Genomic DNA, 19,378 nt, shown 5'->3' on the forward strand with positions numbered 1-19,378 from the left:
GGAAAGGCCGGCATTGTACCAGCCACTGGCAGGATCAGCACTCACTCAGACCTTCGCGAAAACGCACCACGAGGCGTTTGAGATTCTGCCGCCAGCTCTCCAGTTCTTCGCGCGACAGCGCTGGCGCCTCGGGTTCATCCAGGCTCACGGCCTGAATCAACGGTTGGGTCACATCACCTTTGGGCGCCTTGCTCGCGACAGGTGGTCGGAACAAATCGGCATAAGCCCTGAGCAGTTGCGCCAGCCAGGTTTCAGGCTGCTCGGCGAGTTCGACCAGTTCAGCCAGCTCGGGAATGGCGATGGTCGCCAGTACTTCACGGCTCAGCAGTTGCTCGGCACGCAGCGCGCCGGCCTGGGGCAAGCGATAATAGCCACCGATCTCATGACACAGCCCCAACAGCGCACCATACAGGTGAAACAGCGCAGACTCCCGCTCGGCCTGGGTCTGCGCCTGGGCGTTCATGGCGCGACTGTCCTGCGCCTTGCCCAGTGCCTCCAGGGCCAGACCGGCGAAATAGATCTTCTGGTTGGTACGGGTATAGAGTTCCTGGGCCATCGAGGCGCGCTCCGAGGGAGTGTGAGGCGGGGCTCAGTTTCTGTGATGGATCGCAGGCGCGCAAGCTGAATCACCGCAGGCGTGAGGCTCAACCGCCCTTGCGGTCATCGTTGCGCGGCAAACCGCCAACCGTGGTTGCAGCCGAGTCTTTCGGCGTGGCCGGGGTGACCGGGCCGTAGATCTTTTCGATGCGCAGGCGGCCACGCTGCCACGCGGGATGAAAGTGCCGCCAGTGTGCGTCCTGAGCCGCGGCCAGCAGCTCATGGTCGCCCCGCGTGTCGCCCCAGGCGCGCATGCGGTACTGCGTCAGCACCCCGTAAACCGCCTCCAGGCGCAGAACCTTGGCTTCGCAGCGGCAATTGTCGCCACTGATCCTGCCGGTCAGCACGCCATCGATCACCTCCAGCTCGGTGCCGATCAGCTTGATGCCCAACTGTTCGGCAAAGGGCTTGAGCACTAGCGCCGGCGATGCCGAACAGATCGTCACCTCGGCACCAGAGGCCAGTTCCTGTTTCACCGAAATCACGCCCTGCGGGCGCATCAGCCGGGCCCACGCCTGCGACTTGAACGCCACCGCCCTCTGCGCGACCCATTGCTCTTTCACACCCGCAAGAAACGTCTGGATCAACTGGGCCTTGAGTTCATCGCGGCTGATCCGCCGCCCCATATAGCGCAGGCTTGGCCAGATCATCCGCAGCATGCGGCGAGCAAAAAAGCCGTTGCCGAAAGCGAACCTCAAAAAAGGTACAAAGCTGTCACGGCGGGTCAGCGTGCCATCGAAATCGAACACCGACAGGATTCTGGCCGACTGCGGCCCTGCTTCCAACATTTCCTGACTCATCTGCTTGCCTCTGCTCGATGGTGTACAGCCCTGGCGGAGAAACGTCCCGATCAAACCTCACAACCGTTCGCTGACCTGACTAAAAAAAAGGCTGCGTCCAGGATCACCAGATGCAGCCTCTTGTAGCCGATTCTATCGCTTAGCGCTTGTCTTCCACCTTCCACGCCTTGCCGTCATAGAACGCTCGCCAGCCGGTCGGCTTGCCGTCGACCTCGGTCTGCACATACTGCTCCTTGGTCTTGCGGCTGTAGCGGATCACCGTAGGGCGACCGTCCGGGTCCTTCTTCGGCGCTTCACAGAGGAAGTGATACTTCGGATCGATCTCGTCCTTGTGCGGCACGATCTCCATCACCAGGGGTGCGCGGGTCTCGCGGTTCTTCGGGAACTGGCTGGCGGCCAGGAACAGGCCCGAAGCCCCGTCACGCAACACATAGGTGTCGTTGACCTTCTCGCACTTGAGCTCCGGCATCTTCACCGCGTCCATCTTCGGCGGCGCCGCCTCGCCGCTCTTGAGCAGCTTGCGGGTGTTCTTGCACTCCGGGTTGGTACAGCCGAAGAACTTGCCGAAACGACCGGTCTTGAGCTGCATCTCGCTGCCGCACTTGTCACACTCAAGGCTCGGACCCTCGTAGCCCTTGATGCGGTAGCTGCCTTCCTCGATCTCGTAACCCGTGCAATCGGGGTTGTTGCCGCAGATGTGCAGCTTGTGTTTTTCGTCGAGCAGATAGGCGTCCATCGCCGTGGCGCAGATCGGGCAGCGGTGCTTGCCCAACAGCACGCGCGACTCGGACTCGCCCTCGTCGTCGGCGGCAATCTCGTCACCTGGCACCAGGTTCACGGTGGCCTTGCAACGCTCTTTGGGCGGCAGGCTGTAGCCCGAGCAACCGAGGAACACACCCGTGGAGGCTGTGCGGATCATCATGTGCCTGCCGCATTCCTTGCAGGCAATGTTGGTCGGGGTCGGCTGGTTGGCACGCATGCCCTTTTCGGCATCTTCAGCCAGTTGCAGCTTCTTGCTGAAGTCGCCATAGAACTCGTCCAGCACGTTTTTCCAGTCGCGCTCGCCCTGGGCCACATCGTCGAGGTTCTCTTCCATGCCGGCGGTGAAGCCGTAGTCCATCAGGTTGGAAAAGCTCTCGGACAGACGCTCGGTCACGATGTCGCCCATCTTCTCGGAGTAGAAGCGGCGGTTGTGCAGGGTCACATAGCCACGGTCCTGGATGGTGGAGATGATCGCCGCGTAGGTGGATGGACGACCGATACCGCGTTTTTCCATTTCCTTGACCAGGCTCGCTTCCGAGAAACGTGCCGGCGGCTTGGTGAAGTGCTGGCTCGGGTCGAGCTTGATGAGCTTGAGCACTTCGCCCTGGTTCATTTCCGGCAGTACATCGTCATCGCCCGGCTTGCTCTGCTGCGGCAACACACGGGTGTAACCGTCGAACTTGAGGATACGGCCCTTGGCACGCAACTCGAACTCGCCCGCCGTGACGCTGACGGTGGTCGACAGGTACTGCGCCGGCGGCATCTGGCAGGCCAGGAACTGGCGCCAGATCAGCTCGTACAGGCGCTCGGCATCACGCTCCATGCCGCTGAGCTTGGTCGGGTGCGTGGCCACGTCCGAAGGTCGGATCGCTTCGTGCGCTTCCTGTGCGCCTTCCTTGCTGCCGTAGACGATCGGCGCTTCTGGCAGGTACTTCTTGCCGAACTCGCTTTCGATGTAGCTGCGCGCCATTTCCACCGCATCGACCGACAGGTTGGTCGAGTCGGTACGCATGTAGGTGATGTAGCCGGCTTCGTACAGACGCTGGGCCATCATCATGGTCTTCTTCACGCCGAAGCCGAGGCGATTGCTCGCCGCCTGCTGCAGGGTCGAGGTGATGAACGGCGCCGAGGGCTTGCTGCTGGTCGGGCGGTCTTCACGCTTGGCAATGGTGTAGCTGGAAGCCTTGAGCTTCTCCAGCGCGGCCATGGCCTGGGCTTCGTTGAGCGGCTTGAAGGCCTCGCCGTTCTGGCGAGCCACCTCGAAGCGCACCTTGGCGTCCTTGGCAGTACCCAGGTCGGCGTGCACTTCCCAGTACTCTTCGGGGATGAATGCGCGAATCTCGCGCTCGCGCTCCACCACCAGCTTCACGGCCACCGACTGCACCCGGCCGGCCGACAGGCCACGGGCGATCTTCTGCCACAGCAGTGGCGAGACCATGTAGCCCACCACGCGGTCGAGGAAGCGACGCGCCTGCTGTGCATTGACACGGTCGATGTCCAGCTCGCCCGGCTGGGAGAAGGCCTCCTGGATGGCCTTCTTGGTGATTTCGTTGAACACCACGCGCTTGTAGCGGCTGTCATCCCCACCGATGGCTTCGCGCAGGTGCCAGGCAATGGCTTCCCCCTCGCGATCCAAGTCGGTTGCGAGATAGATGGTGTCGGCATCCTTGGCCAGGCGGCGCAACTCCTCGATGACCTTTTCCTTGCCCGGAAGGATCTCGTACTTGGCCTTCCAGCCGTGGTCCGGGTCGACGCCCATGCGCGCCACCAGTTGCTTGCGCGCCTTTTCTTTCGGCGACAGCGCGGGTGCCTCGCCGGCAGCAGCCTTGCCGCGCTTGGCAGCAGGCTCCTTGCTGGCGGAACCGCTGGTGGGCAGGTCTCGGATATGGCCGATACTCGACTTCACCACGTACTGGTTGCCCAGGTACTTGTTGATGGTCTTGGCCTTAGCCGGGGATTCCACAATGACCAGCGATTTGCCCATGGATCGGAAAATTCCTGAATAACGAAAATAAAAACACGGCAGGTACCTGACGTGGCACCGCTATATATAGTGGCAACAGAGTGAGGTCAAGCGCCGAAGGTTAGCCCGCTTGCGCATCGGCACGCGAAAACCGCTCGGGTTCGGCCTCGACCAAAGCAAAGCGCGGCACGTGCTCGCCGTCAACCTCGACCGACTCGGTGAACATCGAAAGCGGGCGTACCCACAGGCCGAAATCGCCGTACAGGGCCTGGTAGAACACCACCCACTCCTCGGTCTCGGAATGGCGCGCGGCACCGAATACACGATACTCAGGCCCTTTGTAATGCCGGTATACGCCTGGTTGTATCTGCATGCTGCCAACCCTCTTGAAAAAAAATCTGCAAAAAGCAAAAAACCGGGGCACCAGGCCCCGGCTTCCGACAACGAAACGCTTAGATGCGTTCGAAGACGGTGGTGATCCCCTGACCAAGGCCGACGCACATTGTCGAAACACCCAGGGTACCGCCATTCTGCTTCATGACATTGAGCAGAGTGCCGGAAATCCGCGCACCGGAGCAACCGAAAGGGTGACCCAGGGCGATTGCGCCGCCGTGCAGGTTAACCTTCTCATCCATCTTGTCGAGCACTTTCAGATCCTTGAGCACTGGCAGGGCCTGTGCAGCGAAGGCTTCGTTGAGCTCGAAGAAGTCGATATCGGCAATGCTCAGGCCCGCACGCTTGAGGGCTTTCTGGGTTGCCGGCACCGGGCCGTAGCCCATGATCGCAGGGTCCACGCCGGCCACCGCCATCGAGCGGATCACCGCCAGCGGCTGGATGCCCAGGTCCTGGGCACGCTGGGCCGACATCACGATCATGCACGAGGCGCCGTCGGTGATCTGCGAGGAGGTACCCGCTGTCACGGTGCCGCCCTTGGGGTTGAACGCCGGCTTCAACGCCGCCAGGCTTTCCAGGGTGGTGTCCGGGCGAATGGTTTCGTCGTAGTCGAAGACCTTGAGGAAGCCATTCTCGTCATAGCCCTGCATCGGGATGATTTCGTCCTTGAACTTGCCTTCGACCGTCGCCTTGTGGGCGAGCTGGTGCGAACGCAGACCGAAGGCGTCCTGCTGCTCACGGCTGATGCCATGCATCTTGCCCAGCATCTCGGCGGTCAGGCCCATCATGCCCGAAGCCTTGGCCGCATATAGCGACATGTGCGGGTTGGGGTCCACGCCGTGCATCATGCTCACGTGGCCCATGTGCTCGACACCGCCGACCACGAACACATCGCCGTTGCCGGTCATGATCGCCTGGGCAGCCGTATGCAGCGCGCTCATCGACGAACCGCACAGGCGGCTGACAGTCTGGCCGGCCGCAGTGTGCGGGATCTGGGTCATCAGCGAAGCCATGCGCGCGATGTTCCAGCCCTGCTCCAGGGTCTGGTTCACGCAGCCCCAGATCACGTCCTCGACTTCACTCGGGTCGACCTTGACGTTGCGCTCCAGCAGCTTGCTGATCAGGTGCGCCGACATGTCTTCGGCGCGGGTGTTGCGGTGCATGCCGCCCTTGGAGCGGCCCATCGGCGTACGACCGAAGTCGACGATCACGACGTCTCTTGGATTCAAGCTCATACAATATTCTCGCTCTAGTCGTTGGGCGCTTAACCGAAGAAGCTCTGGCCGTTCTTGGCCATCTCGCGCAGCTTCTCGGTGGGGTGGTACAGCGCGCCCAGGTCGGCGTACTGGTCAGCCAGGGCAACGAACGCGGCCACACCGATCGAATCGATGTAGCGCAGTGCACCGCCACGGAACGGAGGGAAACCGATGCCGTAGACCAGGCCCATGTCGGCCTCGGCCGCCGTCTCGACGATGCCGTCTTCCAGGCAGCGCACGGTCTCCAGGCACAGCGGGATCATCATCCAGTTGATGATGTCCTCGTCGCTGACTTCACGCTGCTCGTAGACGATCGGCTTGAGCACTTCGAGCACCGACGGGTCGGCAACCTTCTTCTGCTTGCCGCGCTTGTCGGCCTCGTAGGCATAGAAACCCTTGCCGTTCTTCTGGCCCAGGCGCTTGGCTTCGTAGAGCACGTCGATGGCCGAACGACGGTCATCCTTCATGCGGTCCGGGAAGCCCTCGGCCATCACGTCGCGGCCGTGGTGGCCGGTGTCGATGCCGACCACGTCCATCAGGTACGCCGGGCCCATCGGCCAGCCGAATTTTTCCATGATCTTGTCGATGCGCACGAAGTCCACACCGGCGCTCACCAGCTTGGCGAAACCGCCGAAGTACGGGAACAGCACGCGGTTGACCAGAAAGCCCGGGCAGTCGTTGACCACGATCGGGTTCTTGCCCATCTTCTTGGCGTAGGCAACGGTAGTGGCCACCGCCAGTTCGCTGGACTTCTCGCCACGGATCACTTCCACCAGCGGCATCATGTGCACCGGGTTGAAGAAGTGCATGCCGACGAAGTTTTCCGGACGCTTGAGGGCCTTGGCCAGCAGGCTGATGGAAATGGTCGAGGTGTTGGAAGCCAGGATGGTGTCCGCCTTGACCTGGTCTTCGACCTCGGCCAGCACGGCCTGCTTGACCTTGGGGTTTTCGACCACGGCTTCCACCACCAGGTCCACGTGACCGAAGTCGCCGTAGGACAGGGTCGGACGGATGCCGTTGAGCACTTCAGCCATTTTCGCGGCGGTCATGCGGCCCTTGTCGACGCGGCTGACCAGCAGCTTGGCGGCTTCGGCCAGGCCCTGCTCGATACCGTGCTCGTTGATGTCCTTCATCAGGATCGGCGTGCCTTTGGAGGCCGACTGATAGGCGATGCCGCCACCCATGATGCCGGCACCGAGTACGGCGGCCTGCTTCACGTCCTGGGCGATCTCGTCGTAGGCCTTGGCCTTTTTCTTCAGTTCCTGATCGTTCAGGAACAGGCCGATCAGGCTCTGGGCTGCCGAGGTCTTGGCCAGTTTGACGAAGCCGGCGGCTTCGACTTCCAGCGCTTTGTCACGCCCGAAGTTGGCGGCTTTCTGAATGGTCTTGATGGCTTCGACCGGCGCCGGATAGTTCGGGCCTGCCTGACCTGCCACGAAACCCTTGGCGGTCTCGAAGGCCATCATCTGCTCGATGGCGTTGAGCTTGAGCTTTTCCAGCTTCGGCTGGCGCTTGGCCTTGTGGTCGAGCTCGCCGCTGATGGCGCGCTTGATCAGTTCCAGGGCAGCTTCCTGAAGTTTCTCCGGGACCACCACTGCATCGACGGCACCGACTTTCAGTGCGTCTTCAGGGCGGTTCTCCTTGCCGGCGGCAATCCATTCGATGGCATTGTCGGCGCCGATCAGGCGCGGCAGGCGTACGGTACCGCCGAAGCCCGGGTAGATGCCCAGCTTGACTTCAGGCAGGCCGATCTTGGCCTTGGTCGACATGACGCGGAAGTCGGCCGCCAGGCACATTTCCAGGCCGCCGCCCAGCGCGATGCCGTTAATGGCGGCAACGGTCGGTACATCGAGATCTTCGAAATCGCTGAAGATTCTGTTGGCTTCGAGGTTGCCTGCAACCAGCTCCGCATCCGGCAGCTTGAAGTTGTCGACGAATTCGGTGATGTCGGCGCCGACAATGAACACGTCCTTGCCGCTGCTGACGATCACACCTTTGATCGACGCATCTGCCTTGATGGTGTCTACGGCCTGACGCAACTCATTCAGGGTAAGACGGTTGAACTTGTTGACGGACTCACCCTTGAGGTCGAACTTCAGTTCGACGATGCCGCTTTCAAGAGCCTTAACCGTGATGGCTTTACCTTCGTAAATCATCAACTGATCTCCACGATATGGAAGCTGAACTGTACACGCCGAACGCTGGCACGAAATTCGGCACCAGGCACACCCGTCAGCGCGATAGTCGGGATTCTGCGAGCGTCATGTGACATACAAACGCTCAATTCATACGCCCGTTTGATTTGGGTACGGACACATTCACCGAAAAGCCTGCCGTTGTCAAATACCCAAAAGCACGAGCAAAACGCGACTTTACGGTCATTTTGAGCGAAGGGGTGCGGGTTCAGCCTGTAGGTGATTGGCCATCATTCATGCAGGTGATCGGCCATGGATACGCATGAGAGAAGCAGCGAAGGGATAAAGCGCAGCTACACTGAGGGCATCGAAGAAGTTTCCGGCCTGCCTGGCCTTTTTTATTCAGTTGCCGGCCCCGCCATGGGGCTGGCGCTGGCGTTCAATCACACGACTCACGGGTCACGCCAGCGCCTTGAGCAACCGGGAAATGTCCTGCAACGCTGCGGCATCCCCCTTCTCTCCCCAGCACAACGCGATCATCTGCGGGTTGGCCTCGACCTTGTAGACACTCGCCGGCAGGCGCGACAGGTGCTCGAGCACGCGCGCATCCTCGCAGGGCTCGCGCCACTGGTTGAGCCACACCCCTGGTGTCACCTGCCAGTAGCTCCAGCTGTCGGCGTGCCCGCGACGGCGCGCACAATGATACTGCGCGCAGGTGTGCGGCGGCTCTTCGGGCAGCCAGTGCGGCCAGGTCTGCGGGGTGAGCTGCATGGCCAGCCCCATGCGCCGCGCCTCCAGGCGCAGGGCCATGCGCCCGCTGGTGCGACGCGAGGGCAACAGCCAGACCATGGGGCTGAGCATCAGCGCAAGGATTGACACTACTACCCAGAACGTCATATCTGTTATTCCTATAAAGACTTTGCAAATGAGCTGGTTAGCCGACATCGATGCGATCAGCCTGAAACCGACCATACTTTAACTATCGCGATTGTCAGGAGAGCCCTCATGCCCTACGAACACATTCTGGTCGCCGTCGACCTGACCGAAGAATGCGACCCGGTGATCAAGCGCGCTCGCGAGCTGGCCACGCCCAACGGCACCAAGGTTTCCCTGGTACATATCGTCGAGCCCATGGCCATGGCCTTCGGCGGCGACGTGCCGATGGACCTGTCGCAACTGCAGCAGCAACAGTTCGACCAGGCCAAGGAGCGCATGGACCGCCTATTCAACAAGTATCCGGAGATCAACCGCGGCGATTCCCACCTGACCTACGGCCAGCCTCGCCAGGAGATCCACCAGCTGGCCAAGGACCAGAAGTGCGACCTGATCGTGGTCGGCAGCCATGGCCGCCACGGCCTGGCGCTGCTGCTGGGCTCCACCGCCAATGACGTGCTGCACGGCGCACCGTGCGATGTGCTGGCGGTACGCCTGCAGAAGAAGGCCGACTGATACCAGAAGGCCCGCTGTTGGACACAGCGGGCCTTCTTCATATCAGCTGTCGAGCTCGGCCCAACGCTCCACCAGTGTGTCCAGCTCGCCCTGCAGCTTCTCGAGGCTGGCCAGCACGGCGGTGGTCTGGTCGATTGGCCGCTGATAGAAGCCTGCATCGGAAATCTCCGCCTGCACCGCAGCCATCTTCTGCTCCAGGGCATCGATCTGCCCCGGCAGAGCCTCCAGCTCGCGCTGCAGCTTGTAGCTGAGCTTCTTCTTGCCTTCATTGACCACCGGCGCTGCCGCAGGCTCGGGTGCAACGGCCTCGACCACCGCACTGTTGAGCTCGGACTTGCCCGACTTGCTTTCGGTCACGCCGAGCAGCTTGGGCGAACCGCCCTGGCGAATCCAATCCTGATAGCCGCCCACGTACTCACGCACCTTGCCCTCGCCTTCGAACACCAGGGTGCTGGTGACCACGTTGTCGAGGAACGCCCGGTCGTGACTGACCATCAGCACGGTGCCCTTGAAACCCGCCAGCACCTCTTCGAGCAGCTCCAGGGTTTCCACGTCCAGGTCGTTGGTCGGCTCGTCGAGCACCAGCAGGTTGGCCGGCTTGCTGAACAGCTTGGCCAGCAGCAGGCGCGCACGCTCGCCACCGGACAACGCCTTGACCGGCGTGCGTGCACGCTGGGGGCTGAACAGGAAGTCGCCCAGGTAGCTCAGTACGTGACGGTTCTGCCCATCGATCTCGATGAAGTCACGGCCTTCGGCCATGTTCTCGATCACGGTCTTTTCCAGGTCAAGCTGATGGCGCAACTGGTCGAAGTAGGCCACTTCGAGACGCGTGCCCGACTCCACCTTGCCCGAGCTTGGCTCCAGGTCGCCCAGCATCAGCTTGAGCAGCGTGGTCTTGCCGGTACCGTTGGCGCCCAGCAGGCCGATACGGTCCTCGCGCTGCAGGACCATCGAGAAATCCTTGACCAGGTAAGGGCCATCGGGGTGTGCGAAGCTGACGTTTTCCAGCACCATCACCTGCTTGCCGGACTTTTCCGCCACGTCGAGCAGGATGTTGGCCTTGCCCTGGCGCTCGCGACGCTCGCTGCGTTCCACACGCAGTGCCTTGAGGGCGCGCACGCGGCCTTCGTTGCGGGTACGCCGGGCCTTGATGCCCTGGCGGATCCACACCTCTTCCTGGGCCAGTTTCTTGTCGAACAGCGCGTTGGCAGTCTCTTCGGCAGCCAGCGCAGCTTCCTTGTGCACCAGGAAGCTGGCGTAGTCGCCGTTCCAGTCGATCAACCCGCCTCGGTCCAGTTCGAGGATGCGCGTGGCCAGGTTCTGCAGGAAGGAACGGTCGTGGGTAATGAACAGCACGGCGCCGCCAAAACCGCTCAGGGCATCTTCAAGCCAGGCGATGGCGCCGATGTCCAGGTGGTTGGTCGGTTCGTCGAGCAGCAGCAGGTCGGGCTCGGACACCAGCGCCTGGGCCAGCAGCACACGCCGACGCCAACCACCGGACAGCTCGGCCAGGGTCTTGTCGGCCGGCAGCTGCAGGCGGCTCAGGGTGCTGTCGACCAGTTGCTGCAAGCGCCAGCCATCGCGCGCCTCAAGGTCGCTCTGCACGTGCATGAGCTTTTCCAGGTCGGCGTCGGTGTGAATGTTCTGGCTCAGGTGGTGATACTCGGCGAGCAATGCACCGACACCGTCCAGGCCTTCGGCAACCACATCGAACACGGTGCGCCCGTCGGCCACCGGCAGTTCCTGCGGCAGCTCGCCGATCTTCAGGCCCGGGGCACGCCACACATCGCCTTCGTCGGGCTTCTGGTCGCCCTTGACCAGGCGCAGCATGCTCGACTTGCCCGTGCCGTTGCGGCCGATGATGCAGACCCGCTCACCACGGGCGATCTGCCAGGACACCTTGTCCAGCAACGGCATGGCGCCGAACGCAAGGGACACATCGCTTAATTTGAGCAGGGTCATGATCTTCTCCAAAAACCGGGGGCGCATTCTACCTGAGTTGCGCCTGCTTCACATTAAGCGCGACCGGCGTGCCGACCGCAGTCCTGCATTACATGCCGATACAAGCACAATGCTTTCTTCCGCCCCCGGCAAACGGCTAAGCTTAAGCACGTAATCCCACCAGTGCTGGCGCCGCCGACACTCGTTTTGGTCAAACTGTCCGGAAGTATCATGCGCCGCAGCCTGCTCAGCCTCGTATCCTGCCTGCTTTTTTCCGCCACCGCGGCCAGCACCGTCCAGGCCGCCGATCTCACCCAGCAACGCCAGTACTACGATGAAGCCAAGCGTGCCCTGGCCAAGGGCGACAGCGGCCCTTACCGCCGTTACGAACAGGCCCTGCGTGATTATCCGCTGGAGCCCTACCTGGCCTACGACGAACTGACGGCGCGCCTCAAGAGCGCCAGCAACGCCGAGATCGAGAAGTTTCTTGCCGAGCATGGCGACCTGCCCCAGGCCAACTGGATGAAACTGCGCTGGTTGCGCTGGCTGGCAGAGCGCGGCGACTGGCAACCCTTCGTCAAGTACTACGACCCCAAGCTGAACTTCACCGAGCTCGACTGCCTCAACGGCCAGTATCAGCTCAGCCACAACCTGCGCGCCGAGGGCTACGCCACCGCCGACAAGCTGTGGCTGGTGGGCAAGTCGCAGCCGGCGGCCTGTGACGTGCTGTTCGACCGCTGGGCCGCCGAGGGCCAGCTGACCGAACAGAAGCGCTGGGAGCGCATCAAGCTCGCGGCCCAGGCGCGCAACTACGCCCTGGCCAACACCCTGATCAAAGGCCTGAACACCCTGGGTCCGCAAGGCCGCCTGCTGGTGGATGTGGCGCAGAAGCCCGAACTGCTCAACAACCCCGGGCGCTTCACCCCGGTCAACGAAGCGATGTCCGACGTGGTCAGCCTGGGCCTGCGCCGCCTGGCGCGCCAGGACCCGGAGCGGGCCATGGCGCTGCTCGACGACTACGCCAATCGCATGCATTTCTCCCGCGACGAGAAGGTGGCGATCGCCCGCGAAATCGGCCTTACCCTGGCACGGCGCTACGACCCCCGCGCCCTGGGCCTGATGACCCAGTACGACCCCGAGCTGCGCGACAACACCGTGACCGAATGGCGCCTGCGCCTGCTGCTGCGCCTGGGCCGCTGGGAAGATGCCTACGAGCTGACCAAACGCCTGCCCCAGGACCTGGCCACCACCAACCGCTGGCGCTACTGGCAGGCGCGCAGCCTGGAGCTGGCGCAGCCGAAGAACCCGCAGATTCCACTGCTGTACAAGACGGTAGCGCGAGAACGCGACTTCTACGGGTTCCTGGCCGCCGATCGTGCACAGACCCCCTACCAGCTCAACAACAAGCCGCTGGTGCTCAGCCAGCAACTGATCAACAAGGTACGCAACACGCCCGGCGTGCGGCGCGCACTGGAATTCCATGCCCGCGGCCAGATCGTTGACGGGCGCCGCGAGTGGTACCACGTCAGCCGTCATTTCAGCCGCGACGAGATGGTCGCCCAGGCGCGCCTGGCCTATGAAATGCGCTGGTACTTCCCGGCCATCCGCACCATCAGCCAGGCCCAGTACTGGGACGACCTGGATATCCGCTTCCCGATGGCCCACCGCGACACCCTGGTACGCGAAGCCAAGGTACGCGGCCTGCACTCGAGCTGGGTATTCGCGATCACCCGCCAGGAAAGCGCCTTCATGGACGACGCCCGCTCCCACGTGGGTGCCAGCGGCCTGATGCAACTGATGCCGGCCACCGCCAAGGAGACGGCGCGCAAGTTCAACATCCCGCTGGCTTCGCCGGCGCAGGTACTGAACCCGGACAAGAACATCCAGCTGGGCGCCGCCTACCTGAGCCAGGTGCACGGCCAGTTCAACGGCAACCGGGTGCTGGCCTCGGCCGCCTACAACGCCGGCCCCGGACGCGTGCGCCAGTGGCTGCGCGGCGCCGATCACCTGAGCTTCGACGTATGGGTGGAGTCGATTCCGTTCGACGAGACCCGCCAGTACGTGCAGAACGTGCTGTCGTATTCGGTGATCTACGGGCAGAAACTCAATTCACCGCAGCCACTGGTGGATTGGCACGAGCGGTTTTTCGACGATCAGTAAGCGGTGATCAGCGCTTCGCCGGCAACGTCGAAGCGCAACCTTGTGGAGGCGACGGTGCGTGTGCAGGGGCAAGCCTTGCTGGCAAAGCGGCCCGTCGCTATTCCAGCACCTCGACCGCCATCCCCACCTCCAGCACGCCCTCGCCGTCGGCCACCAGGTTCTGGCCGAACAGCACATCCCCCTCCTTCTGCCGATAGGTCTTGAGCGTGGTCAAGGGTTCGCGATCGGGGCTGCGCTCGCCGGTCTGCGGGTCGAGGGTGGTGAGGATGCAGCGCGTGCACGGGGAAAGCACCCGAAAGGTCTGCTGACCAATGCGAATGCGCTTCCAGCCATCCTCGGCATATGCCGCACTGCCCTCGACCACCAGGTTGGGCCGAAAGCGCAGCATCTCCAAGGGGCGCCCAACCCGCTGTACCAGGTCGTCGAGCGACGCCTGGCCGATCAGCAGCAAGGGGAAACCATCGGCGAAGGCCACACGGTCGCTGTTCTCACCGTAGCCGGCCGGCAGATAGCGGGTACGCGGCTCGGGCACATGCACCAGGCGCACCGGCTTGCCGATGAAGCGGCTCAACCAGTCGGCCGCCGCATCGCCTGCATCCGGTACGCGCAGGGTGTCGCGCCAGATGGTCGCCCCACGCAGATTGGCGTCCGCCTGCGGCACCGCCACCTGCAAGGGGTCAAAACCCGGGGCACTGAGCACCAGCCCGCCATCGGCGTCGTACAGCGCCGATAACTGGCTCATCTGCGGGTAGGCGCGCTGGGTCAGGAAACGTCCGTTGTCCTGCTCCACCAGCATCCAGCGCCGGTCACCCAGCAAGCCCAGCAGGCCGCACGGCGACTGGCCCATGGCTTGCGCCTGGGCCGACTTGAGTGGGTAACGATACAACGCGCTCAGACGCATGGGCCGGCTCCGGATGATAAAGGCGCAAGCTTACACCGAAGGCCGGGCAACCGCTGCCCGGCCCTTGGTGCCGGCTCAGACGGTCGCTTCGTCCAGCATCAGGCGCTGGCGCACCACATCCACCAGCTTGTCGGGCTGGAACTTGGACAAAAAGTTGTCACAACCGACCTTCTTCACCATCGACTCGTTGAAGCTGCCCGACAAGGACGTGTGCAGTACCACGTACAGGCTGCGCAGGCGCGGGTCGTTGCGGATCTCGGTGGTCAGGCGGTAGCCGTCCATTTCCGGCATTTCGGCATCGGTGAAGACCATCAGCAACTTCGAGCACACGTCCTCACCGGCATCCGCCCAGCCTTTGAGCAGGTTGAGTGCCTTGAGGCCATCGCTGGCCACATGCATCTTCACCCCCAGCTGGCTCAGGGTTTCACGCAACTGCGCCAGGGCCACGGTGGAGTCGTCCACCAGCAGCACCTCCCGCCCTCGCGCCTGCGCCAGTACCGGGTCTTCCAGCTTGTCGCGGGACACCTTGGCGTTGTACGGCACGATTTCGGCCAGTACTTTCTCCACGTCGATGATTTCTACCAGTTGCTCGTCGACCTTGCTGATGGCCGTCAGGTAATGCTGACGCCCGGCACTGGTGGGCGGCGGCATGATCGCCTCCCAGTTCATGTTGACGATACGGTCCACGCCTCCCACCAGGAACGCCTGCACCGAGCGGTTGTACTCGGTGACGATGATGGTGCTGTTGGGCCCCGGCTCCAGTGGGCGCATGCCGATGGCCTGGGACAGGTCGATCACCGGCAGGGTCTGCCCACGCAGGTTGACCACGCCGCACACATACGCATGGCGTTGCGGCATCAGGGTCAACTTGGGCATCTGCAGCACTTCCTGCACCTTGAACACGTTGATCGCGAACAGTTGGCGCCCGGCCAGGCGAAACATGAGGATTTCCAGACGGTTCTCGCCTACCAGCTGCGTCCTTTGGTCTACCGTGTCGAGAATGCCAGCCATTAAACAACCCCCAGGCGTGTCGCAAAAATTGAATTATCAACCGTGTATCGGCCGCGTTCGTCTTGGCTTGACCCCCCAAAATAAAATGCTGCGGGGGGCATTGATGTCACTTTAGCATCATGGTTTACTGCGCTGACAGTTTTGCAGTCGCGGCAGGTCATCAGCGATCACACCAAGCCAATGCCATCAGGGAAACCCCTAGCCACAATCGGGCGAGACCTGATGTTCGCAATATCCTTTAGCCATTAATGTGACGCCATTCTCATTGCATGAATGGAGTCAGGCTTTTGCTCGCTACTGCCTTGTTGTCCACAACCAATGCTAGCGTCTTGCCAAAACACCGGCTCCAGGGCGTTTCAGCCCCCATCCGCAGTCTGCGCCTGGCAGGAAACGACTGATGTCCGACACCACTGCGGACATCAGCGCCCTACACGACTTTCAGGTCGATGCCCACGTACTGCTGACCCGCGCTCAGGAGTGCCTGTCGCACCTTGACCTGATCGGCCACGATACCGACGCGTGCGACTGCCTGCTGAACACCCTCGGCACACTGGCCGAGCGTGCCCACCTGCAGGCCCAGACGCAGATCGCCGACTTCTGTCGCCAACTCTGTCATGTGCTCGAACCGCAGCAATGCCGCGCGCGCCTTCACGCTGCACTGCCCAAGCTGAAAGCCTGCCTGAGCCTGCTGGCCTGGCAGCTTGAACTGATCGACCCGCACACCGGCCAATTGAACCTGGACCCCCAGGAGCAACTGGCCTTGCTGGAGGAACTGGAACAGACCTTCCGGCAGTTGCACGCAGAACCGGCCAAGGCGACCGCCACACCCGCCGCCCCTGCACCCGCCCTGGGCGCATGAAGTTGCACAACTAACCGGCGTGGGAAATTTCCCCGCCGCACATCATTTCAAAGCACTTTCCCACAACACTAAGCATTAACTTACGCGTGGGCGGCGAGTTTCTGTCAGCTGTATACAAAAACAATATCAGCGCATATAGGACAAGTTGTGTATCGCCACCAGTGATAGCAAAGTGCTAGACTTTGCGCCATCCGGAACGACCGTACCAGCCCGTAAAACTGACAGTTCGGACATCTTTCACGCCCCGCGACCATTTCCAAGCGAAGTGATACTATGCCCGACGCAAATTGCACACCGACAATGCACGGTGCTGAAGTTTGGCGTTTTCAGCACACTTGAAATCGTCTGATTCCAGTGTTGGCAAAACTGCACAAAGTTAAATCCAGGCGTTGCCCCAAACGCCTGTTGGGCGATATTCGACCGGCTTTCAACAGCGATACTTCAGTGGCTTCATTCCCTATGCTCTCAAGCCTCAAGACACTCAAGCGCGGCCCTCCGGGCGCTTCTCTGCTGCATTGGCTGAGCGCCCTGCTGTGCCTGGTGTCGGCGGCGGCCAACCTGTACCTGTACCTGCGTGCGGCACCGATGCCCGGCAGCCTGCTGGCACTGCAGCTGGCCGCCCTGCTCGGAATTGGCTGGCAATTGCGCCAGGCCGCGCGCTCGATCGCCATGCGCCCCCAGGAGCTGGCCCACCGCCTGCTCGAGGTGCAGGAGAGCGAACGCCAGCGTCTGAGCCGCGAACTGCATGACGATATCGGCCAACTGCTGACAGCCGCCAAGCTGCAGGCAGACTGGCTGCAACGGCGCATGCCGGCCGACCTGCAGGAACACTGCGCCACATTGCGCAGCACCCTGGACGACACCCTGGCCAACGTGCGTGATGTGTCGGCGATCCTCAACCCACGCCAACTGGCCAGCCTGGGGCTTGAAGCGAGCCTGCGCGCGCACCTGCTGCGCACCCTGGAAAACACCGACGTGCACTGGAGCCTGGAGTGCAGGCAGCGCCTGGGTGGCATTCCGGAAGACATGGCCATCGCTGCCTTTCGCATTACCCAGGAAGCCGTCACCAACATTCTGCGACACGCCCGGGCACGCAACCTGAGCGTGCGCATCGAGCGCACCCCCGAAGGCCTGGCGCTATCGATCAGCGACGACGGCCAGGGCTTCACGCCTGCTGCCGCCCCCGGCGAGGAGGGCCAGCGCGGCATGGCCGGCATGAGTGAACGGGTCAACCTGCTCAATGGCCGGCTGAGCGTGAACAGCCATCCCGGCCAGGGCACCCACATCGACGTACTGTTCCCCTGGCCACCGCGTGCCCGTGAACGCGCCAATACAAGTAAACCCCATGATCTGTAATCTGTTGCTGGTGGATGACCACTCCCTGATTCGCGCCGGCGTACGCGCCCTGGTCGCCGACATACCCGGCTACGCCGTGGTCGGCGAGGCCAACGACGGCAGCCAGTTGCTCGAACTGGTGCAGCGCCTGGACCCGGATATCGTGCTGCTGGACATCTCGATGCGCTCGACCGGGGGCCTGGAGGCCCTGGGCCGCCTGAAGGCTGCTGGCTGTCGCAGCAAGGTGCTGATCCTGTCGATGCACACCGACCCCGAGCTGATCATGCGCGCACTGGAAATCGGCGCCCATGGCTACCTGCTCAAGGACACCACCGCCACCGAACTGGAGCAGGCACTGGCCGCGCTGCGCAGCGACGAGCGCTACCTGAGCCCGGCCATCGCGCATACCGTGATCAACCAGGCGTTACTGCGCGCCCAGAGCAGCAAGCCCGAGGCCGTCGAGAACCACAACCTCACGGCGCGCCAGCTGGAAATCCTGCGCCTGATCGTGCGCGGCAAATCCACCCGTGAAATCGCCAACGGCCTGGGCCTGAGCATCAAGACCGTCGAGACCCACCGCTCGCAGATCATGAAACGCCTGCAGATCTACGACGTGGCGGGCCTGGTGCTGTTCGCCGTGCGCGAACAGATCATCAGCCTGGACGACTGAGCAGCGGCGACTCGGCGGGCAGGTGCACGCGCAGCGCCCCCGGCAGCGCACTGAAGCGCCAGCTGTCGCCTTGCAGCGGCTCGCCATCGAGGTTGATGTCCAGGCCTTCGGCGCTCTTGATCTCGACCCACGGCAGGCGCGCGCGAACAAACAGATTGTCCAGACCCAGGCCCTCGCTCAGCAGGTCACGCAAAGTGCCGACCACCTCCTGCGGCGCCGGCAGGATGCTGATATCGAGCAGCCCGTCGTCCACCTGCGCCTGCGGGCACAGCACATGCCCGCCGCCGGCCTGGCGGCCGTTGCCGATTCCCAGGGCCAGCAACTGACCTTGCCAGTGAAAATCCGGACCTTGCAGCTCCACCGAGGCCGCACGCAACTCGCTGAAACGCGACAGCCCGGTGAACAGATAGGCCGCGGCACCGATTACCTTCTTCAGGTCCTCGGAAGTGCTGGCCGTGACCTGGCTGCCGAAACCGCCGGTGGCCATGTTGAGAAACACCTGCCCGCCCACCTCGCCCAGGTCGATCGCCCGCGCCGGCAACTCCAGCAGGTTCAGAGCCTGGTCCGGCTCCAGCGGCACACCGGCAGCCCGTGCGAAATCGTTGGCGGTACCCAGCGGCAATAGTGCCAGGCTGGCATCACCGCGGGCCTGGGCCAGCGCCTCTGCCACATCGCGCAGGGTACCGTCGCCACCACCGGCCACCAGATGCGGGTACCCCGCCGCCAGCGCCTCGTGCACCAGGCGCTGGGCATCGCCCCCCTCCCAGGTGAGTCGAACATCGAGCTGCCAGCCGCGCTCGCGCAAGCCCATTACCGCCGCGCGCACCTCGTCGTTCATGGCCTGCTTGCCATGCAGAATCAACAATGCCCTGCGCTCACCCATAACTGCTCCCCCGCATTGATCACCGCCGACGGCGGTGCCGCGTCAGATGACGCCCGTGTATATCGACCGATTACAACACGGTTCCGTTGCATGCGGACCACGTCAAAAACAGCGCTTTCACACAATTGCCATTGAAAGATTCTCAATCGATGTGCATCATTCGACAAATATTTGGCCTTCACGGACGATGCCAGTGATAAAAGTCACTTTTTTGACTCATTGAGCAAAGCGCCTGCCAGGTTCACCTTTTCCCTGTTATCACA

At 62.7% G+C, this 19,378-nt stretch carries 16 protein-coding genes; 5 read left to right on the forward strand and 11 right to left on the reverse strand.

Annotation, left to right across the window (positions count from 1 at the left end; translation table 11 throughout):
- Nucleotides 1–34 precede the first annotated feature (34 nt).
- The 7 genes from FW760_RS16505 to FW760_RS16535 form a co-directional block, all read right to left on the reverse strand.
- The gene (locus FW760_RS16505; RefSeq protein WP_054916191.1) at nucleotides 35–556 is read right to left on the reverse strand and encodes a DUF6586 family protein; all 522 of its coding nucleotides are present in this window, start codon (nucleotides 554–556) and stop codon (nucleotides 35–37) included.
- An 88-nt stretch (nucleotides 557–644) separates the two neighbouring features.
- Nucleotides 645–1,397 (reverse strand): HAD-IB family hydrolase, encoded by a 753-nt coding sequence (locus FW760_RS16510; RefSeq protein WP_100633164.1) that lies wholly within the window; start codon nucleotides 1,395–1,397, stop codon nucleotides 645–647.
- Nucleotides 1,398–1,536: 139 nt separating this feature from the next.
- A complete protein-coding gene (gene topA, locus FW760_RS16515; RefSeq protein WP_043864567.1) occupies nucleotides 1,537–4,143 on the reverse strand; it encodes a type I DNA topoisomerase in 2,607 nt (868 codons plus the stop codon).
- Nucleotides 4,144–4,243: 100 nt separating this feature from the next.
- Entirely contained in the window at nucleotides 4,244–4,495 is a 252-nt protein-coding gene (locus FW760_RS16520; protein WP_104572765.1) for a DUF1653 domain-containing protein, read from the reverse strand.
- Between the two features lie 79 nt (nucleotides 4,496–4,574).
- Nucleotides 4,575–5,750, reverse strand: a complete 1,176-nt coding sequence (gene fadA, locus FW760_RS16525; RefSeq protein WP_043864569.1) for an acetyl-CoA C-acyltransferase FadA — start codon at nucleotides 5,748–5,750, stop codon at nucleotides 4,575–4,577.
- A 29-nt stretch (nucleotides 5,751–5,779) separates the two neighbouring features.
- Nucleotides 5,780–7,927 carry a fatty acid oxidation complex subunit alpha FadB gene (gene fadB, locus FW760_RS16530; protein WP_043864570.1) on the reverse strand — a complete coding sequence of 716 codons (2,148 nt, stop codon included), beginning with the start codon at nucleotides 7,925–7,927 and terminating at the stop codon, nucleotides 5,780–5,782.
- Nucleotides 7,928–8,365: 438 nt separating this feature from the next.
- Nucleotides 8,366–8,803, reverse strand: a complete 438-nt coding sequence (locus FW760_RS16535) for a hypothetical protein (RefSeq protein ID WP_104572766.1) — start codon at nucleotides 8,801–8,803, stop codon at nucleotides 8,366–8,368.
- Between the two features lie 108 nt (nucleotides 8,804–8,911).
- On the opposite strand from FW760_RS16535, the gene FW760_RS16540 reads away from it, so the two are divergent.
- Nucleotides 8,912–9,355: a universal stress protein gene (locus FW760_RS16540; protein ID WP_043864572.1), complete on the forward strand. Its 444-nt coding sequence runs from the start codon at nucleotides 8,912–8,914 to the stop codon at nucleotides 9,353–9,355.
- 42 nt (nucleotides 9,356–9,397) lie between these two features.
- Here the strand turns inward: FW760_RS16540 and FW760_RS16545 are convergent, their stop codons facing one another.
- Complete coding sequence (locus FW760_RS16545; RefSeq protein WP_043864573.1) at nucleotides 9,398–11,317, reverse strand: ATP-binding cassette domain-containing protein; 1,920 nt, start codon at nucleotides 11,315–11,317, stop codon at nucleotides 9,398–9,400.
- A gap of 210 nt (nucleotides 11,318–11,527) precedes the next feature.
- Here FW760_RS16545 and FW760_RS16550 point away from each other — a divergent pair, with 210 nt between their 5' ends.
- Nucleotides 11,528–13,456 (forward strand): transglycosylase SLT domain-containing protein, encoded by a 1,929-nt coding sequence (locus FW760_RS16550; protein ID WP_043864574.1) that lies wholly within the window; start codon nucleotides 11,528–11,530, stop codon nucleotides 13,454–13,456.
- Nucleotides 13,457–13,553: 97 nt separating this feature from the next.
- Here FW760_RS16550 and FW760_RS16555 read toward each other — a convergent pair whose 3' ends face one another.
- Both FW760_RS16555 and FW760_RS16560 read right to left on the reverse strand, forming a co-directional pair.
- The gene (locus FW760_RS16555) at nucleotides 13,554–14,357 is read right to left on the reverse strand and encodes an MOSC domain-containing protein (protein WP_116055041.1); all 804 of its coding nucleotides are present in this window, start codon (nucleotides 14,355–14,357) and stop codon (nucleotides 13,554–13,556) included.
- Between the two features lie 75 nt (nucleotides 14,358–14,432).
- On the reverse strand, nucleotides 14,433–15,368 hold the full coding sequence (locus FW760_RS16560; protein ID WP_043864576.1) for a chemotaxis protein CheV: 936 nt from the start codon (nucleotides 15,366–15,368) through the stop codon (nucleotides 14,433–14,435).
- A gap of 397 nt (nucleotides 15,369–15,765) precedes the next feature.
- Between FW760_RS16560 and FW760_RS16565 the strand changes: the two genes are divergently transcribed.
- The 3 genes from FW760_RS16565 (at nucleotide 15,766) to FW760_RS16575 (ending at nucleotide 18,232) form a co-directional block, all read left to right on the forward strand.
- Nucleotides 15,766–16,227: a hypothetical protein gene (locus FW760_RS16565; RefSeq protein ID WP_043864577.1), complete on the forward strand. Its 462-nt coding sequence runs from the start codon at nucleotides 15,766–15,768 to the stop codon at nucleotides 16,225–16,227.
- A 459-nt stretch (nucleotides 16,228–16,686) separates the two neighbouring features.
- Complete coding sequence (locus tag FW760_RS16570; RefSeq protein ID WP_116055043.1) at nucleotides 16,687–17,583, forward strand: sensor histidine kinase; 897 nt, start codon at nucleotides 16,687–16,689, stop codon at nucleotides 17,581–17,583.
- On the forward strand, nucleotides 17,573–18,232 hold the full coding sequence (locus FW760_RS16575; RefSeq protein ID WP_043864579.1) for a response regulator: 660 nt from the start codon (nucleotides 17,573–17,575) through the stop codon (nucleotides 18,230–18,232). The genes FW760_RS16570 and FW760_RS16575 overlap by 11 nt, the downstream gene beginning before the upstream one ends.
- Here the strand turns inward: FW760_RS16575 and yegS are convergent.
- A complete protein-coding gene (yegS, locus tag FW760_RS16580; RefSeq protein WP_043864580.1) occupies nucleotides 18,216–19,115 on the reverse strand; it encodes a lipid kinase YegS in 900 nt (299 codons plus the stop codon). The genes FW760_RS16575 and yegS overlap by 17 nt on opposite strands.
- Between the last annotated feature and the right edge of the window lie 263 nt (nucleotides 19,116–19,378).

The organism is Pseudomonas sp. 1176_21 (assembly GCF_052850635.1).

Excerpts from the sequence above, each read along its gene's own strand:
- FW760_RS16570 (WP_116055043.1), top strand. The coding sequence starts at position 16,687 with ATGCTCTCAAGCCTCAAGACACTCAAGCGCGGCCCTCCGGGCGCTTCT.
- FW760_RS16535 (WP_104572766.1), bottom strand. The coding sequence starts at position 8,803 with ATGACGTTCTGGGTAGTAGTGTCAATCCTTGCGCTGATGCTCAGCCCC.
- FW760_RS16540 (WP_043864572.1), top strand. The coding sequence starts at position 8,912 with ATGCCCTACGAACACATTCTGGTCGCCGTCGACCTGACCGAAGAATGC.
- FW760_RS16510 (WP_100633164.1), bottom strand. The coding sequence starts at position 1,397 with ATGAGTCAGGAAATGTTGGAAGCAGGGCCGCAGTCGGCCAGAATCCTG.
- FW760_RS16550 (WP_043864574.1), top strand. The coding sequence starts at position 11,528 with ATGCGCCGCAGCCTGCTCAGCCTCGTATCCTGCCTGCTTTTTTCCGCC.
- topA (WP_043864567.1), bottom strand. The coding sequence starts at position 4,143 with ATGGGCAAATCGCTGGTCATTGTGGAATCCCCGGCTAAGGCCAAGACC.
- FW760_RS16565 (WP_043864577.1), top strand. The coding sequence starts at position 15,766 with ATGTCCGACACCACTGCGGACATCAGCGCCCTACACGACTTTCAGGTC.
- FW760_RS16575 (WP_043864579.1), top strand. The coding sequence starts at position 17,573 with ATGATCTGTAATCTGTTGCTGGTGGATGACCACTCCCTGATTCGCGCC.
- FW760_RS16545 (WP_043864573.1), bottom strand. The coding sequence starts at position 11,317 with ATGACCCTGCTCAAATTAAGCGATGTGTCCCTTGCGTTCGGCGCCATG.
- FW760_RS16505 (WP_054916191.1), bottom strand. The coding sequence starts at position 556 with ATGGCCCAGGAACTCTATACCCGTACCAACCAGAAGATCTATTTCGCC.
- fadA (WP_043864569.1), bottom strand. The coding sequence starts at position 5,750 with ATGAGCTTGAATCCAAGAGACGTCGTGATCGTCGACTTCGGTCGTACG.
- yegS (WP_043864580.1), bottom strand. The coding sequence starts at position 19,115 with ATGGGTGAGCGCAGGGCATTGTTGATTCTGCATGGCAAGCAGGCCATG.
- FW760_RS16555 (WP_116055041.1), bottom strand. The coding sequence starts at position 14,357 with ATGCGTCTGAGCGCGTTGTATCGTTACCCACTCAAGTCGGCCCAGGCG.
- fadB (WP_043864570.1), bottom strand. The coding sequence starts at position 7,927 with ATGATTTACGAAGGTAAAGCCATCACGGTTAAGGCTCTTGAAAGCGGC.
- FW760_RS16560 (WP_043864576.1), bottom strand. The coding sequence starts at position 15,368 with ATGGCTGGCATTCTCGACACGGTAGACCAAAGGACGCAGCTGGTAGGC.
- FW760_RS16520 (WP_104572765.1), bottom strand. The coding sequence starts at position 4,495 with ATGCAGATACAACCAGGCGTATACCGGCATTACAAAGGGCCTGAGTAT.